This window comes from Halomonas gemina (assembly GCF_023554995.1).
Taxonomy (GTDB): Bacteria; Pseudomonadota; Gammaproteobacteria; order Pseudomonadales; family Halomonadaceae; genus Halomonas; species Halomonas gemina.
In genome coordinates, this window is record NZ_JAMJPK010000002.1 from 313,204 (window position 1) to 330,137 (window position 16,934).

General features: G+C 68.5%; 11 protein-coding genes. 8 read left to right on the forward strand and 3 right to left on the reverse strand.

What is annotated here, in order from left to right; genetic code table 11:
• Positions 1-52 precede the first annotated feature (52 nt).
• The 4 genes from aceF (at position 53) to M8009_RS05500 (ending at position 4,514) form a co-directional block, all read left to right on the forward strand.
• A complete protein-coding gene (gene aceF / locus M8009_RS05485) occupies positions 53-2,062 on the forward strand; it encodes a pyruvate dehydrogenase complex dihydrolipoyllysine-residue acetyltransferase (RefSeq protein WP_250059769.1) in 2,010 nt (669 codons plus the stop codon).
• Positions 2,063-2,289: 227 nt separating this feature from the next.
• On the forward strand, positions 2,290-2,946 hold the full coding sequence (gene adk / locus M8009_RS05490) for an adenylate kinase (protein WP_250059771.1): 657 nt from the start codon (positions 2,290-2,292) through the stop codon (positions 2,944-2,946).
• A gap of 108 nt (positions 2,947-3,054) precedes the next feature.
• Entirely contained in the window at positions 3,055-3,759 is a 705-nt protein-coding gene (tsaB, locus tag M8009_RS05495; protein ID WP_250059773.1) for a tRNA (adenosine(37)-N6)-threonylcarbamoyltransferase complex dimerization subunit type 1 TsaB, read from the forward strand.
• Positions 3,756-4,514, forward strand: coding sequence for a class I SAM-dependent methyltransferase (locus tag M8009_RS05500; protein ID WP_250059774.1), 759 nt, complete (start codon positions 3,756-3,758; stop codon positions 4,512-4,514). Before tsaB ends, M8009_RS05500 begins: the two co-directional genes overlap by 4 nt.
• Before the next feature lie 2 nt (positions 4,515-4,516).
• On the opposite strand, the gene plsB is transcribed toward M8009_RS05500, so the two are convergent.
• Positions 4,517-6,970: a glycerol-3-phosphate 1-O-acyltransferase PlsB gene (gene plsB, locus M8009_RS05505; protein ID WP_250059776.1), complete on the reverse strand. Its 2,454-nt coding sequence runs from the start codon at positions 6,968-6,970 to the stop codon at positions 4,517-4,519.
• Between the two features lie 128 nt (positions 6,971-7,098).
• Here plsB and M8009_RS05510 point away from each other — a divergent pair, with 128 nt between their 5' ends.
• Positions 7,099-8,220 carry a phospholipase D-like domain-containing protein gene (locus M8009_RS05510; RefSeq protein ID WP_250059777.1) on the forward strand — a complete coding sequence of 374 codons (1,122 nt, stop codon included), beginning with the start codon at positions 7,099-7,101 and terminating at the stop codon, positions 8,218-8,220.
• Positions 8,221-8,370: 150 nt separating this feature from the next.
• Here the strand turns inward: M8009_RS05510 and M8009_RS05515 are convergent, their stop codons facing one another.
• Complete coding sequence (locus M8009_RS05515; protein ID WP_250059779.1) at positions 8,371-9,021, reverse strand: YecA/YgfB family protein; 651 nt, start codon at positions 9,019-9,021, stop codon at positions 8,371-8,373.
• Between the two features lie 75 nt (positions 9,022-9,096).
• On the opposite strand from M8009_RS05515, the gene M8009_RS05520 reads away from it, so the two are divergent.
• From M8009_RS05520 to M8009_RS05530, 3 genes are all read left to right on the forward strand, one after another.
• Positions 9,097-9,645, forward strand: a complete 549-nt coding sequence (locus tag M8009_RS05520; protein WP_250059781.1) for a SprT family zinc-dependent metalloprotease — start codon at positions 9,097-9,099, stop codon at positions 9,643-9,645.
• A 176-nt stretch (positions 9,646-9,821) separates the two neighbouring features.
• Positions 9,822-11,771 (forward strand): acetate--CoA ligase, encoded by a 1,950-nt coding sequence (gene acs, locus M8009_RS05525; RefSeq protein ID WP_250059782.1) that lies wholly within the window; start codon positions 9,822-9,824, stop codon positions 11,769-11,771.
• A 221-nt stretch (positions 11,772-11,992) separates the two neighbouring features.
• Positions 11,993-12,655: a LuxR C-terminal-related transcriptional regulator gene (locus M8009_RS05530; protein WP_250059783.1), complete on the forward strand. Its 663-nt coding sequence runs from the start codon at positions 11,993-11,995 to the stop codon at positions 12,653-12,655.
• A gap of 292 nt (positions 12,656-12,947) precedes the next feature.
• Here M8009_RS05530 and M8009_RS05535 read toward each other — a convergent pair whose 3' ends face one another.
• On the reverse strand, positions 12,948-16,889 hold the full coding sequence (locus M8009_RS05535) for a hybrid sensor histidine kinase/response regulator (protein WP_250059784.1): 3,942 nt from the start codon (positions 16,887-16,889) through the stop codon (positions 12,948-12,950).
• Between the last annotated feature and the right edge of the window lie 45 nt (positions 16,890-16,934).

Below are 16,934 nucleotides of genomic sequence, written 5' to 3' on the forward strand. Positions count from 1 at the left end.
CATGGCGGGCCCGCGGGGCCCGCCCCCGTCAAGAGTTTGAAGGAGCGCGACCTTGAGTAGCGAAATCATCAAAGTTCCGGACATCGGTGGCGATACCGATGTGGAAATCATCGAGATCGCGGTGGCCGAAGGCGACGTCATCGCCCCCGAGGACACCCTGATCACGCTGGAGTCCGACAAGGCCAGCATGGACGTGCCGGCGCCGAAGGGCGGCAAGGTGCTGAAGGTGCTGGTCAAGGAGGGCGACACCGTCTCCGAGGGCGACGACATCGTCGAGATCGAGGTCGAGGGCGGCGGCGAGACCGAGGAGAAGAGCAAGGCCTCCGAGGCGCAGAAGGCGCCCGAATCGGCGCCCGAGCCGGCCGCGGAGAAGCCCGCTGCCAAGCGTGGCGGTGGCAAGCAGACCGTCGAGGTCAAGGTTCCTGATCTGGGTGGCTCCGCGGATGTGGAGATCATCGAGGTGGCGGTGGCCGAGGGCGACGAGGTGGCCGCCGAGGATACGTTGATCACCCTGGAGTCCGACAAGGCCTCCATGGACGTGCCGAGCCCCCATGCCGGCAAGCTGGTCTCGCTCACCGTCAAGGAGGGGGACACCGTCTCCGAGGGCGACGTGATCGGCACCATGGAAGTCGAGGGCGAAGGGGGCAGCGATGCCGAACCCGCCGCGGAGCCGGCGCCCGAGCCGGCAGCAAGCGCCCCGCAGGCGTCGGCCCAGGCCGAGGAGGAGAGTGCCGGTGGTGGCGAGCCGGAACGCAAGGAGGTTCGCGTCCCGGACCTCTCCGGCTCCTCCGATGTGCCGATCATCGAGATCGCCGCCAGCGCCGGCGACGAGGTCGAGGAGGAGGACCCACTGATCACCCTGGAGTCCGACAAGGCCTCCATGGACGTGCCCAGCCCCTACAAGGGCAAGCTGGTGGAGCTGACCGTCAAGGAAGGCGATACCGTCTCCGAGGGCGACCTGATCGGCTATATCGAGGTGGCCGGCACCCCGGTGGCCGGCAGCAAGCCCGCCGCCAAGCGGCCAGAGGAGCAGGCCGCGCCGAAGGCCGAGGCGCCTGCCGCCCCGTCCGCCGCGACCCCTGCCGGCTTGCCGAGTCCCGAGGCCCAGATGGCTGCCCACAAGCCGCGCGACGGCAAACTGGTGCATGCTGGCCCGGCGGTGCGCATGCTGGCTCGTGAGCTGGGGGTCGACCTGGGGCTGGTCAAGCCCAGCGGCCCCAAGGATCGCGTCCTCAAGGAGGACGTCCACGCTTATATCAAGCAGGTGATGGACGGCAGGGCCCAGGCGCCTGCCGCGGCAGCCCCGTCGGCGGCAGCGGCCGGTGGTGGTATCCCGCCGATCCCGGATCAGGACTTCAGCCAGTTCGGCGAGGTGGAAGAGAAGCCCATGGGCCGCCTGATGAAGATGGGCGCCACCAACCTGCATCGCAGCTGGGTCAACCTGCCCCACGTCACCCAGTTCGACGAGGCGGACATCACCGAGCTGGAGGCTTTCCGCAAGTCGATGAAGGCCGAGGCCGAGGCCCAGGGGGCCAAGCTCACGCCGTTGCCCTTCCTGATCAAGGCCTGCGCCTTCGCGCTGCGCCAGTACCCGCAGTTCAACGTCAGCCTGAAGAGCGATGGCGAGACGGTGGTGCACAAGAAGTATGTGCATATCGGCATCGCCGTGGATAGCCCGGACGGGTTGATGGTGCCGGTGATCCGCGATGCCGACCAGAAGTCGCTGATCGAACTGGCCAAGGAGTCCGTAGAGCTGGCCAAGAAGGCCCAGTCGAAGAAGCTCAAGCGTGATGAGATGACCGGTGGCTGCTTCACCATCTCCAGCCTGGGTTCCATCGGCGGCACCGCCTTCACGCCGATCGTCAACGCTCCGGAGGTGGCCATCCTCGGCATCTCCAAGGCGCAGATGAAGCCGGTGTGGGACGGACAGGCCTTCCAGCCGCGGCTGATGATGCCGCTGTGCCTCTCCTATGACCACCGGGCGGTCAACGGCGCCGATGCGGCGCGCTTTACCGCCCTCCTGGGCCAGCTGCTGACGGACATCCGTCGCCTGCTGCTCTAGGAGGCCACCCTGCCTGGCACAACGGCGCCGCAAGGCGCCGTTGTGCTTTGTGGGAGGCAGTGCAGACCAAAGTGCTATTCGGCTGCCAGGAGGTTGATGCGCGGCACTTTTTTCGCCTTTAGACGGCGTGCGGGTGGCCCCGTCGCTTGTCTGGGCCTGACGGCCCGGTTATCGTTCGGGTCTTCCCTTTCTTCGTGTACGAGATTGACACTTCAAGGAGCAGTCAGATGCGTTTGATCCTGTTGGGCGCCCCCGGTGCCGGCAAGGGCACCCAGGCCCAGTTCATCTGCGAGCGGTTCAACATCCCGCAGATTTCCACCGGCGACATGCTGCGTGCCGCCGTGAAGGAGGGCAGCGAACTGGGGCTCAAGGTCAAGGAGATCATGAACAGCGGCGGCCTGGTGTCCGACGACATCATCATCGCCCTGGTCAAGGAGCGCATCAGCCAGCCCGACTGCGCCAACGGCTTCCTGTTCGATGGCTTCCCGCGCACCATCCCCCAGGCCCAGGCCATGAAGGATGCCGAGGTCAAGATCGATCACGTGCTCGAAATCGCCGTGGACGACGAAGAGATCGTCAAGCGCCTGGCCGGCCGCCGTGTGCACCCGGACTCCGGCCGCGTCTATCACGTCGAGTACCAGCCGCCGAAGGAAGAGGGCAAGGACGACGTCACCGGCGAGGCGCTGATCCAGCGTGACGACGACCGCGAGTCCACCGTGCGCAACCGCCTGGCGGTCTACCACGAGCAGACCGCGCCGCTGGTCGACTACTACCGGCAGTGGGCCAAGGAGGACCCCGAGGCGGCCCCGGAATACCATCGCGTCGAAGGGGTGGGCAGCATCGACGACATCACCGCCCAGGTGATCGAGGTGCTGGAGGGCTGAGCTCAGGCACTTCCCCACCCTTGATGAAGGCCCGCCATGCGCGGGCCTTCGTCGTTGGCGGTGGCGCGCGTATAATGCCCCGACATTTCCCGCCGCGACCTCTTGCCCATGCCGATCCTGCTGGCCCTGGATGCCTCCTCGAGCGCCTGTTCCGCCGCCCTGCTGCGCCGCCGCGAGGGCCTCGACGACGAACTGATCACCCGCTTTGCCCTGACCCCGCGGGAGCACACCCGGCGGCTGCTGCCGATGGTCGACGAGGTGCTCGCCGAGGCCGGCCTGCCGGCCTCGGCGCTGGACGCCGTGGCCTATGGCAGGGGACCGGGCTCCTTCACCGGCCTGCGCATCGCCGCGGGTGCTGCCCAGGGGCTCGCCTTCGGCCTCGACCGCCCGCTGGTCGGTGTCTCGACCCTCGAGGCGCTGGCCCTCGGGGCCCATCGTCGCCACCACTACCGCTGGCTGATCACCGCCCTGGATGCCCGCATGGGCGAGATCTACGTGGCGGCCTGGCAGTGCAGCGATGGCGCGCCGGTGGCGCTTGCCGAGGAGGCCGTGATGCCACCGGCGCGGCTGCGGCTGCCCGCCGGCCATGACGACCATGACTGGGTCGGCATCGGCTCCGGCTGGGCCCTGTGGGACCAGATGCCCGCCGAGGTGCAGGCCGGCATGGGGCTCTGTTTGAGCGAGCCCGAGCCCGATGCCGCCGACATGGCGCTGCTCGCCGTGGAGGCCCTGGCCCGCGGCGAGGGCCGCCCGGCCCACGAGGTCCAGCCGGTCTACCTGCGCGACCGGGTCGCCTGGCAGAAGAGCCGATGAGCCCTGCCGTGCCGGTGGGGGTGGCGGACCCGGAACTCGCGGCGCGCCTCGGCCTGCCCCGGGCCGGGGAGGGCGAGGCCGAGCTGCTGCTGGTCCACCGGGACGACCGCCTGGTACTGGCCGGCGATCCGAGGCGCTACGGCCATCCGCTGGCGGTGGACTTCGTCGCCGGGCGTGCTGCCCATCGGCGTCGCTTCGGCGGCGGGCGGGGCCAACTGGTGGCCCGCGCCTGTGGCCTGGCCAGGGGCGTCACTCCCTCGGTGGTGGATGCCACCGCGGGGCTCGGGCGCGACGCCTTCGTGCTGGCGAGCCTGGGCGCCGAGGTGCTGCTGATCGAGCGGGTCGCGGCGATCTTCGCGCTGCTGGAGGATGGCCTGGCCCGGGCGCGGCTCGATCCCGAGATCGGCGCGATCGCCGCGCGCATGGCACTCGTCCACGGCGACGCGAGCCGTGGGCTCGAGGCGCTGGTGGCGAGCGGCGCCGTGGCGCCCCAGGTGGTCCACCTCGATCCCATGTTTCCCCACCGCGACAAGTCCGCGCTGGTCAAGAAGGAGATGCGGCTCTTCCGCACCCTGGCCGGCGATGACCCGGATGCCCCGCGACTGCTGGAGGCGGCACTGGACGTGGCGACCCATCGGGTGGTGGTCAAGCGGCCGCGCAAGGCGCCGCCCATCGAGGGGCCGTCGCCCCGCCATGTCATCGAGGACAGGACCAGTCGCTATGACCTCTATGTCCACCGCCGCCTGGAGGCCTGACCTCAACCCTCGCCCGGGCGACTGACCAGCTGCAGCCGGTGGCGCAGCCCCGGGTCGAACAGCGCACGGCTTCGCTGGGCCGCCTCGCGCAGGCGGTCATCGAACATCAGTCGGCCCGCCTCGGTGTAAAGCCATCCCTGGGCTTCCAGGCTCTCCACCAGGCCGGAGAACAGCCGGGTATCGAAGAACTCCGGTGCATCCAGCCCCGAGAGCAGTGCCAGCCGCTCGGCGAGCTCGCGGCTGCGTGCGGTCAGCTCGTCGGCCGTGAAGTGCCCCGCTGGCTCGCTCAGCAGCACCGACAGCAGCAGGTAGCCGCGCTCGAGCGACGGCTGCATCAGGCCCCCGAGCATGCGCAGCTGCTCCCCGGCCTCAAGTGACTCCCGGGGACGTCGCCAACCCTCGTCGTCCGCTTCCAGCAGCCCCGCTTCGACCAGCGCGTCGAGCATCCTGGTCAGGTCCTCGCGCAGCGAGGCCGGGGGGGAGAGCATCAGCTCCCGGGTGAGGATCGGCCAGCCGGGCGCGAGCAGGGCCTCCAGGTCCTCCAGATCGTGGCGGGCCTGGTGGCGAAAGGCGAAGGCGGTGAGCCCGGCGAGCGCGAAGAGGTGCAGCACGTTGTTGCGGTACCAGCCCAGCAGGCCGGCCTGGCGGCCGTCGGCGACGATGATGTCGCCCAGCGGGTGCGGTCGGCGCTGGATCATCCCCAGGGCGAGCACCCGCTCGAGCCAGGCGTCGGGCGTGCCATCCGGCAGGCTGGCGTGGCGGCCTCCCGGCAGGCGTTGCTGCAGGGCCACCAGCAGCGCCAGCTGGCGCTTGAGCAGGCTGGCCTCGATGGCATGGTGGGGGGTGGCCAGCAGCACCAGGGCCACCAGGTTGACCGGGTTGAGGGCGGCGGCCGCATTGATGCGCCACGAGAGGCACTCGCCCAGGCGGGGCACGGCCCGGGCGAGCCAGGGTGGGCGCGGGTCGTCGAGCTGTTTTCGCCAGCCGGGCACCTCCGCGTCCAGGAAGGTCGAGAGTGACAGAGGCTCGCCGATGTTCACGGTGACCTGCCCGAAGGACTGGCGCAGCCGGCCGAGCACCCGCAGCAGTCCCCATGGGCTCTCCTTGCGCTTCCTGCCACCATGCAGCTCATGCTGGTAGCTGCCGCTCTCGAGGATGCGCTCGTAGCCGATGTAGACCGGCACGAAGACCAGCGGCTGGCTGCCCCCGCGGGCACTGCGCAGGTAGGAGCGCAGGGTCATCGAGAGCATGCCGGGCCGGGCGGGCAGCATGCGGCCGCTGCGCGAACGTCCTCCCTCGATGAAGTACTCCAGCGGGTGGCCGCGGGCGATCAGGCGGTGCAGGTACTCGTTGAAGACCGTGGCATAGAGGCGATTGTCGCGGAAGCTGCGGCGCATGAAGAAGGCCCCGCCGCGCCGCAGCAGCGGGCCGACCAGCGGCATGTCGAGGTTGCGTCCGGCGGCGATGTGCGGGGGCATCAGGCCGTCGCGATAGAGCACGTAGGAGAGCAGCAGGTAGTCGATGTGACTGCGATGGCAGGGGACGTAGACCAGGGTGTGATCGCCGGCGATGGCCTTGACCCGTTCCAGGCCGTGTACTGCCACGCCGTCGTAGAGGCGGTTCCAGAGACGCCGCAGCAGGCCGTCCATGAAGCGCAGCACCGGGTAGGTCATGTTCGAGGCGATCTCGCGACCGTAGCGGCGGGCCCGGCCCTCGATTCGCGCCGCCGAGCGCTGCTCGGCGGTCGCTACCTCGCGGATGACGCGGCGCACCTCGGGGCTCGCCGCGACACCCTCGATCAGGGTGCGCCGATGGGAGAGGTCCGGCCCCAGCACCCGGGTGCGCAGCCGGCGAAAGTGCACTCGCAGCAGCCTGGCGATCTTGCGATTGGTGAGGTCGGCCTCGCGCGCGTCGAGCAGGTCGCTGAGCCTGAGTGGGGTGCCGAGATGGACCTCCACGTCCTTGCCGTTGACCACTACCGAGAGCAGGCGGCGAAGCCGCCCGGTGAGCTGCCAGCTGTCGGCGGCGAGCAGCTGCCAGAAACCGAAGCGCTTGCCCGGGGCACGCCCCCAGAAAATGCTCACCGGCACCAGCTGGACGTCCCGGGCGGGGTCCTGGCGGCACTGCTCGATCAGCGACAGGAAGGGCGGCGCTGGTCGCCTGGTGCGTCGCCACAGGCGCCGGCCCGGAGCGGGCAGCGCCGTGCTGGCGGGCAGGGTGACTGCGCCGATGGTGCGCCTGCCGCCGGCCGGCGGCAGGCCATGGGCACGGGCCAGCGAGGCCAGCAGCAGAGTGTCGGAGAGCGCCGGATGCGGCAGCACATAGAGGGTCGGGAGGGTCGGCTCGAGGAGGAGCGCCTCGGGGTCGGGCTCGATCAGCCGGATCCGGGCCCAGCGGGCCATCAGTCGCTCGAGCGGCGCGCGCAGCGCGCCGGCCAGCATGCGTGCAAGGCCCATCCTGTCGCCTGTGCCCGGGGGTGAGCCGTCAGTATAGCGGCACGTCTCCCGGCGGTCAGGGGGCCGGGCTTTTCCCGGGCCGGCAAACATGCGTCAATGCTGTAACGGACTGTGACAGGGACGGTGCCATGCACGGCATGTGGCGAGACGGCAATCACTTCGAACTGCTTCCCGAGGCGGCCCGCTTTCTGCCGACGATGTTCGAGGCCGTCGACCAGGCGCGCCACTCCGTGCTGATCGAGCTCTACCTGATGGAATCCGGCCGGCTCGCCACCGCACTGATCGGGGCGCTGGTGCGCGCCGCCGAGCGCGGGGTGTCGGTGATGCTGCTGCTCGACGGCTACGGGGCCATGGGGCTCGCCACCGTCGACCGCCAGCGCCTCGAGGAGGGGGGCGTGGCGCTGCGCTTCTTCAATCCCCTGGGGATGCAGTCGCTGGTGCGCAACCTGACCCGGGACCACCGCAAGCTGGTGGTGGTCGACGGTGCCGAGGCCTTCACCGGCGGCTTCGGCGCGGTGGACGAGTTCCTGGATGCCTGGTACGAGGTGGCGATGCGCATCGAGGGGCCGGTGGTGGCCGACTGGGTGCGGCTGTTCTGCCGGCTCTGGGACTCCCCTATGAGTCGCGGGCCGGGCAGGGCCTCGCTGGTGCGGGGGCTGGCGCTCGCGGCGCGTCCTCGCGAGGGCTTCCGCGGCATGCGCGGTCGCGTGGTCTGGGGGCAGGGCTACCGCTATCAGGCGATCCGCCACTCGCTGCATCATCGGGTCTCGACGGCTGAACAGCGGCTGTGGATCTGTACCCCCTACTTCGTGCCCACCTTCACCCTGCGCATGCGCCTGGCCCGGGCGGCCCGGCGCGGCGTCGACGTGCGCCTGCTGCTGCCGGGCGAGCTCCACGACCATCCCGGCGTGCGCTATGCGGGCCAGCGCTTCTATGGTCGCCTGCTGCGGGCGGGGGTGCGCATCTTCGAGTTCCAGCCCACCTTCATTCATGCCAAGTTCTCGCTGGCCGATGAGTGGGTCAGCCTCGGTTCGTGCAACTTCGACCACTGGAGCCTGCAGTGGAACCTTGAGGCCAACCAGGAAGTCGATGACCCCCGCTTCGCTGCCGAGGTCGCCGGGCTGTTCGAGCGCAACTTCGCGTCGAGTACCGAGATCGACCCCGAGGCCTGGTCGCGGCGGCCACGCCTGCAGCGTTTCCGCGAGTGGCTCTACGGGATCCTGGACGGCATGCTGACGAGGCTAAGGTAGCGCCAAGCTACGAGCGCAGAGCCGACAAGAAGCCTGAATAGATACTCCTTGACGCCTTGTCCCCTTGAGATCGTCTCGTTGGCCGCTTGGCCGCTTGGCCGCTTGGCCGCTTGGCCGCTTGGCCGCTTGGCCGCTTGGCCGCTTGGCCGCCTACCGCCGGCCCTTGCCGCGTCCTGCGGGATGCTTGCGGCGCGGCTTGGGCTTGGGCGTCTCCGGGGGCACGCGATAGTGCAGGTAGAGATCCAGCACCAGTTCCGGCAGCTGGGTGACGAGGCCCTTGAGCCGCGTCGCATCCCCGGCCAGCTCCGCCATGTCGGGCTCGTCGTCGAAGAGTCCGGAGAGCAGCATGAAGGGCAGCAGCAGGGTCGCCGCGGCCTCCTCGTCGTCGGCGAACCAGGCGGTTTCGTCGAGGAAGACCCCCTCCATGAAGCCGGCGCACCAGTCGCCGATCGGCGTCTCCTCCGGGGCGCTGTCGCCGAGCTCGAGCTCGAAGGGCAGCTCCGGGAGGCCGCCCGCCTCCAGTACCTCGATGGCGTTGTGCCTGAGCCGCTCGAGCAGCCCCAGGATGGTCTCGCGCTCGGCGTCATCCGCGAAGGCCGGTTCGCCATGAAACAGTTCGGCGACCCAGGCCGCCGCGGGCGTGTCGCGCGGCGCCACGGCCAGGGCCACCAGGAAGCCGTGGGCGCCGACAAGGTCCAGGGCGTCGGCGTCGACCCGCTCGGAGTCGAGGAAGTCGTCGAGCAGGTCGAGCTCCTCGTCCTCGAGCAGCGGCTGGGGGAGGGGCGTTTCGGCATCGGACATGACGGCTCTCGCAGGGAAGTCGTGGACATGGGGAAGGCTTTACGCCTCGTCACGAAGGCGCCATTCTAGCATCCCATGGCCATACCCGCGCTTCCCGACCCCGACCCCACCCGGCTCGATGCCCTCGACCGGGCCGCCCTGCACCGCACGCTCATCGCGCGGGTCGAGGCGGCCTGGCGGCTGTGTCACGAGCTGCACCCAGGGCTGCCGCGCCCGGTGGTCTGGCTGGACCTGCGTGGCAAGTGCGCCGGCCAGGCGCACTTCGGTCGCGGCGGGCTACGTTTCAATCCGGTGCTGCTGGAGGAGAATCGCCTCGCCTTCCTGGTCGAGGTGGTGCCCCACGAAATGGCCCACTGGCTGGTGCATCACCTGGAGGATGGTCACCGGGCGCGACCCCACGGCCGCGAGTGGCAGACCGTGATGCGCCACCTCTTCGGCCTGGAGTCCCGAACCACCCACCGCTTCGATACCGGCCGTGCGAGTCCGGCGCCCTTCCGCTATCGCTGCGGTTGCCGAGAACACGGCTTCACTGCCCGGCGGCATGCCCTGGCCCGCCGGGGGCGAGGGTATCGGTGCCGGCACTGCGCTGAGACCTTGGTCTATCTCGGCCGTTTCGCTTCCTGAACTCTCTTGTAAATCATTGTTATTAATAAGAAAAATGTTTCTACCAATGTCTAAAGGGAAGGCCACGTGCTGACGTATATGCTGTGAGCAGGTTTTATGGGGCCGGCCCGTCCCGCCATCCTGCGGCCGGCAACATCCACCTGGAGGGTCCATCCCCCCTGGACAGAGGCATATCCATGACCGAGCAGCAGAAAGTCTATCCGGTAAGCGACGAGTTTGCCGCCAAGGCCCACGCCGACAAGGCCACCTATGAGGCCATGTATCAGCAGTCGGTTGACGACCCCAAGGGATTCTGGGGCGAGCAGGCCAAGCGCCTCGACTGGTTCAAGGCGCCGACCAAGATCAAGCACACTTCCTTCGACTCGCACAACGTGGATATCCGCTGGTTCGAGGACGGCACCCTGAACGCCAGCGTCAACTGCCTCGACCGCCATCTCGAGACGCGCGGCGACCAGCCGGCGATCATCTGGGAGGGCGATGACCCCAAGGATGACAAGACGCTCACCTACCGCGAGCTCTTTGATCAGACCTGTCAGCTGGCCAACGGCCTTAAGGAGATGGGCGTCGGCAAGGGCGACGTGGTGACGCTCTACATGCCGATGATTCCCGAGGCCGCCATGGCGATGCTCGCCTGTGCCCGCATCGGTGCCGTGCACTCGGTGGTGTTCGGTGGCTTCTCCCCGGACGCCCTCGCCCAGCGCGTGATCGGCGCCAAGTCCAAGCTGATCATCACCGCCGACGAGTCCGTGCGCGGCGGCAAGCAGGTGCCGCTCAAGGACAACGTCGATGCCGCTCTGACCCGCGACGGCACCGAAGTGTGCGAGAAGGTACTGGTGGTCAAGCGCACCGGCGGCGAGATCGACTGGAAGGACGGGCGCGACGTCTGGTACGACGACATCGTCGCCAAGCAGTCCACCGACTGCCCGGCCGAGGAGATGGGGGCCGAGGATCCGCTGTTCATCCTCTACACCTCCGGCTCCACCGGTGCGCCCAAGGGGCTGAAGCACACCACCGGCGGCTACCTGCTGCATGCCGCCATGACCCACCAGTACGTCTTCGACTACCAGGAGGGCGAGGTCTACTGGTGCACCGCCGACGTGGGCTGGGTCACCGGCCACAGCTACATCGTCTATGGTCCGCTGGCCAACGGCGGCACCACCCTGATGTTCGAGGGGGTGCCCAGCTACCCTACCCACGGCCGCATGGGCGAGATCGTCGACAAGCACAACGTCAACATCCTCTATACCGCGCCCACCGCGGTGCGTGCCCTGATGGCCCATGGCGACAACGTCATGGACTCCAGCAAGCGTGACAGCCTGCGAGTGCTCGGCTCGGTGGGCGAACCCATCAATCCCCAGGCATGGGAATGGTTCCATCAAGTGATCGGCAACGGGAAGTGCCCCATCGTCGACACCTGGTGGCAGACCGAGACCGGCGGCATCATGATCGCCCCGCTGCCCGGTGCCACCGATCTCAAGCCGGGCTCTGCCACCCTGCCGTTCTTCGGCGTGGTGCCGGCACTGGTCGACAACGAGGGCAACGAGCTCAAGGGTGCCGCCGAGGGCAACCTGGTGATCCAGGACTCCTGGCCGGGCCAGGCGCGCTCCATCTGGGGTGACCACGAGCGCTTCGTGCAGACCTACTTCTCGGCGTTCAAGGGTGTGTACTTCACCGGTGACGGCTGCCGTCGCGACGAGGATGGCTACTACTGGATCACCGGCCGCGTCGATGACGTGCTCAACGTCTCCGGCCACCGCATGGGCACCGCCGAGATCGAGTCCTCCCTGGTGGCCCACGAGGCCGTGGCCGAGGCGGCCGTGGTCGGCTTCCCCCACGACATCAAGGGGCAGGGCATCTACATCTACGTGACCCTGGCCGACGGCTTCGAGGAGAGCGACGAGCTCAAGAAGGAGCTGACGAAGTGGGTGCGCAAGGACATCGGCCCGATCGCCTCGCCCGACGTCATCCAGTGGGCGCCGGGCCTGCCCAAGACCCGCTCGGGCAAGATCATGCGCCGCATCCTGCGCAAGATCGCCGCCAATGAGTGTGATGGCCTGGGCGACACCAGCACCCTGGCGGACCCGTCGGTGGTCGACGAACTGATCGAGCATCGCGTCAACCGCTGAGGTCACTGCCCGTCCGGCGGCAGGTGTCCATCGCCTGCCGCCTCATGACATGCCAAGCCGGTCCCTCGGGGCCGGCTTCTTCATGGGTAGACAGAGGAATGTCGACAATACCCCGAGAGCCCTTGGGAATCGCCGCGGCCATGGGGTAACATGCGGATAACAACTGTAGAGCCCAGCGTGGCGGCTGGCGGTCCGCTGCTCGAGGAACCGGAGGAAGATCCATGGCCTTTGCCCAGAAATTCATCGTTGCCGATGACCATCCGCTGTTCCGTGCGGCCCTGACCCAGGCCCTGCGTCAGCTGGCGCCCCAGGCCGAGATCGTCGAATCCGACACCATGGAGGCCACCACCGAGGTGGTCACCCGTCATCCCGATGCCGACCTGATCCTGCTGGACCTGCACATGCCCGGTGCCCACGGCTTCTCGGGTCTGATCCAGCTGCGCGGACAGACGCCCGACATCCCGGTGGCGGTGGTCTCGGGCAGTGACGAGATCCATGTGGTGCGCCGCGCCATCGACTACGGCGCCTCGGGCTTCATCCCCAAGTCCTCGTCGCTGGCGCTGATCGCCGAGGCGGTGGGCGAGATCCTCGATGGCGAGGTTTGGTTGCCGGCCGAGATGGCCGCGGCCCTGGGCGAGGCCAATGAGGAGGAGACCAAGTTCGCCGAGGCCATCGCCTCGCTGACGCCCCAGCAGTTCCGGGTGCTCAACATGCTCACCGAGGGGCTGCTCAACAAGCAGATTGCCTACGAGCTGAGCGTCTCCGAGGCCACCATCAAGGCGCATGTCACCGCCATCCTGCGCAAGCTCGGCGTGCACTCCCGCACCCAGGCGGTGATCGCCGCCCAGAAGCTCGAGGTCGAACCGCCGAAGGTGGAGTCGTAGCGCCGAGCTACAAGCCCCAAGGCGCAAGCTTCAAGGAAATACAAAAACCCACCTGATGGTGGGTTTTCTGCGTTGGTGCCTTTTCAAATGGCTAGGGCAGATGGCCGAGCCACTCGGGGCTGATCTGGCGGCAAGCCCCGAAGTGTCGGACCATCGAGGAGGCGCTGTGAATACTTCCCTGTACGCTACCGAACCCTTGACAGGTCAATCCATACCAGGACCTCCTCTTCGGCTTGCCCCCAGCGCCCCTCGTAGCACTTTGCCCATAGCGCTTGGTGGTACGGTACCGCGACTACTGCGCCGCCCGGCTGGCCTGCAGGGTGCGGGTCAGCAGGGCGCGCAGGGCGGCGGGGCGCACCGGCTTGAGCAGCAGCTGGTAGCCGGCGCGCCTGACCTCCTCGGCCACCTCCTCGGTGCGGTCGGCGGTGATCACGATGCCGGGCACCGCGCCTTCCAGCCGCTCGCCGAGCGCTTCCAGGGCCATCAGCCCGGTGACCTCGTTGTCCAGGTGGTAGTCCGCCAGGATCGCGTCCGGGTCGCCGTCCAGGTGGCGCAGCACCGACTTGGCACCGCCGATGGTGGTGGCCGTGAACACCTCGCAGCCCCAGCCCGAGAGCATCGCCTTCATGCCCTCGAGGATCAGCGACTCGTTGTCGATGCAGACGATCCGGGTGCCGGTGAGCTTGTTGACGGCGCGCTTCGGGATGGCGTCCTCGGCCTGCTGGGTCGCGGTGCGGGGCGCGACCACCGGCACACTGACCGAGAACATGGTGCCCAGGCCCTCCTTCGAACGCACCCGGATGGGGTGGTCGAGCACCCGGGCCATGCGGTCGGCGATGGAGAGGCCCAGGCCCAGGCCCTTCTCGCTCTCCTTGTGCCGCGTGGCCTGGTCGAGGCGCCGGAACTCCTGGAAGATCTCGAGCTGCTTGGCTTCGGGGATCCCCGGGCCCGAGTCCCAGACCTCGATGGTGATGCGCTCGCCATGGCGGCGGCAGCCCAGCAGCACCCGGCCGGCCTGGGTGTAGCGGATGGCATTGGAGAGGAAGTTCTGGATGATCCGGCGCAGCATCTGCGGATCGCTGTCGACCCACTGGCGGGTCGGCACCACCACCAGGTCCAGGCCACGCTCCTCGGCCATCACCTCGAACTCGGCGCGCAGCGGCTGGATGATGTCGGCCAGGGCGAAGTGGCTGCGCCGCGGGGTGAGGGCGCCGGCATCCAGCTTGGAGATATCGAGCAGGGTACCGAGCAACTCCTCGGCGGCCTGCAGCGAGTTGTCGATATGGCCGATGGTGCGCTTCATGTCCTCGGCCGCCATCTCCTGGGCGAGGGCCGAGGTGAACAGCCGGGCGGCATTGAGCGGCTGCAGCAGGTCGTGGCTGGCGGCCGCCAGGAAGCGCGTCTTGGAGGCGTTGGCATCCTCGGCCAGCTGCTTGGCCTGGCGCAGGGCGAGCTCGGCCTCGGCGCGCACCCGGTTCTCCTGGCGCAGGGCCGCGTTGGCCTCGGAGAGGGCCTGGGTGCGCTCGCGCACCCGCTCCTCCAGGGTCTCGTTGGTCTCCTTGAGGGCGATCTCGGCCAGGCGCCGCTCGGTGATGTCCTGGTAGAGGGCGAAGAAGCCCAGTATTGCCCCGCTGTCGCCGAAGTGCGGGGTGTAGGTGACCAGCATGTAGCGGCGTTCATCGCCGATGGGCAGCGAGACCTCGAAGTTGACCCGCTCGCCGGCCAGGGCACGCTCGATCCATGGCGCCCGCTCGCGGGCCATGCCGGGGTCCATCACCTCTTCCACGCGCTTGCCGATCACCGCGTTACGGTCGATGCCGAAGGCCTGCTCGTAGGCGCGGTTGGTGAAGAGGTAGCGGCACTCCTTGTCGAAGTAGGCGATCAGCGCCGGCACGTTGTCGGTGTAGATGCGGATGTTGTTCTCGGAGCGGATCAGCGCTTCCTCGATGCGCTTCTGCTGGGTGATGTCCTGGTAGGTGTAGACGAAACCGCCCCCCGGCATGGGATTGCCCTGCACCTCCAGCACGCTGCCGTCCTGGCGGTAGCGCACGTAGCGATGGGGGTGGCCCTCGCGGATGTTGTCGATCAGCAGCCGCACGTGCTCCTCGGGATCGCCGGGGCCGTATTCGCCGTTGTGGGCGTTGTAGCGGAAGATTTTGTCCATCGGGGCGCCGACGCGGATCAGGTGGTCGGGGAAGCGGAACAGCTCCAGGTAGCGCTGGTTCCACACCACCAGGCGCAGGTTCTGGTCGACCACGCTGATGCCCTGGTTGATGTTCTCGATGGTGGCCTGCAGCAGGGCGCGGTTGAACTCCAGCACCTGGGAGGCCTCGTCGACGATGGAGATCACGTCCGAGATGCCGATGCCGCGCCCCTGGAGGGCCGAGTTGACCACGATCCGCGCCGAGGAGGCGCCGAGCACCGAGGCCAGGAAGCGCTCGGTGAACTGGATCACGTCGATGGAGGCGCGGGTGTTGTTCTCCAGTGGCTTGCCGGTGCGCCGCGCATAGTCCTCGAAGGCGCGGCTCACCTGGCCGGCACCCAGGAAGCGTTCGCAGAGCACCTTGAGGTCGCCCACGGTGGTGGCACCGGTCCAGGGGCGGTTCACTGAGGTCTGGCGGGTCTCGACGCTGTCGACGAACAACGAGGCCTGGATACGCTCGACGACCCGCTGGGGAGTCATCTGGGAGACGAAGATGTAGCAGAACAGGTTCACGCCCAGCGAGAGCATCACGCCATGGGTGAAGCTGTCGCCGACGTTGAGGCCGAACAGCGAGGTGGGGGCCAGCCAGGCGATGCCCAGCGGGCCGCCGTCGAGCCAGCTCCCCGGCAGCACGCCGGCACCGATCAGGGTCGGCATCAGCAGGCTGTAGGCCCAGATGGCGAAGCCGGCATTCATGCCGGTGATCACCCCGAGGCGGTTGCCGCGCTTCCAGTAGAGGCCGCCGATCAGTGCCGGGGCGAACTGGGCCGCGGCGGCGAAGGAGAGCATGCCGGTGTTGGCCAGCGAGCTGAACTCGCCGATCAGCTGGTAGAAGCCGTAGGCCATGGCCAGGATCGCGGCGATGGTGATGCGCCGCGCCCGCAGCACCAGGCGACCGTAGTCGCGCGGCTTGGTATCGAACCAGCGCAGGCGGAACAGGGCGGGGATGACGATCTCGTTGGAGATCATGATCGAGACCGCCACCGCGGCCACGATCACCATGCCGGTGGCCGCCGAGAACCCGCCGATGAAGGTCAGCAGCGTCAGCCATTCGTTGCCCGCGGCCATGGGCAGGGCCAGCACATAGGTGTCCGGCTCGATGCCGCTGTCGGCGAAGATGGTCAGGCCGGCCGCCGCGAGGGGAATGACGAAGAAGGCGAAGGCCAGCAGGTAGAGCGGGAACAGCCAGCGGGCCTTGGTGGCGTCGTCGCGGTGGATGTTCTCGACCACCGCCACGTGGAACTGTCGGGGCAGGCAGAGGATGGCCAGCATGGCCAGCAGGGTCTGGGCCCAGAAGCTCTGGCCGAAGTCCTGGTCGGCCAGCTGGCGCTGCAGCTCGAGCTGGGTCTCGGCGCGGCCCAGCAGGTCGCCCAGGCCGTCGAACATGCCCCAGGTGACGTAGGCCCCGAGGGCCAGGAAGGCCAGCAGCTTAACCAGCGACTCGAAGGCCACGGCGTGGATCAGGCCCTCGTGGTGCTCGGTGGCATCGGTGTGGCGGGTGCCGAAGAGGATGGCGAAGGCCGCCATCACCATCGCCACATAGAAGGCCGTGTCGCCGAACAGTGGCGCCTGGGTGATGTCGCCGGCATCGGTGATCACGCTGAAGGAGGTGGAGACCGCCTTCAGCTGCAGGGCGATATAGGGCAGGGTGCCGATCAGCGCCACCAGGCTGGCGAAGGCGGCCAGCGACTGGGTCTTGCCGTAGCGCGAGGCGATGAAGTCGGCGATGGAGGTGACGTTCTGGTGCTTGGCGACGCGGATCATCTTGGCCAGCACCGGCCAGAACAGCAGCAGGGTGAGGATCGGCCCGACGAAGATGCTGGCGAATGACCACCCCGCCGTGGCCGCCTGGCCCACGGCGCCGTGGAAGGTCCAGGAGGTGCAGTAGATGGCCAGGGCCAGGCTGTAGATCACCGGGCGGCGACGGCTCGCCCCGTGTTCCCGGGCACGGCGATCGCCCCGCCAGGCGATGGCGAACAGCACGGCGATGTAGAGCAGTGAAACGGCGATCAGCAGCCAGCCAGCGAACATGCACGCGTCTCCCTTCCGGATGCGACCATTCTAGGGCAAGGCCGG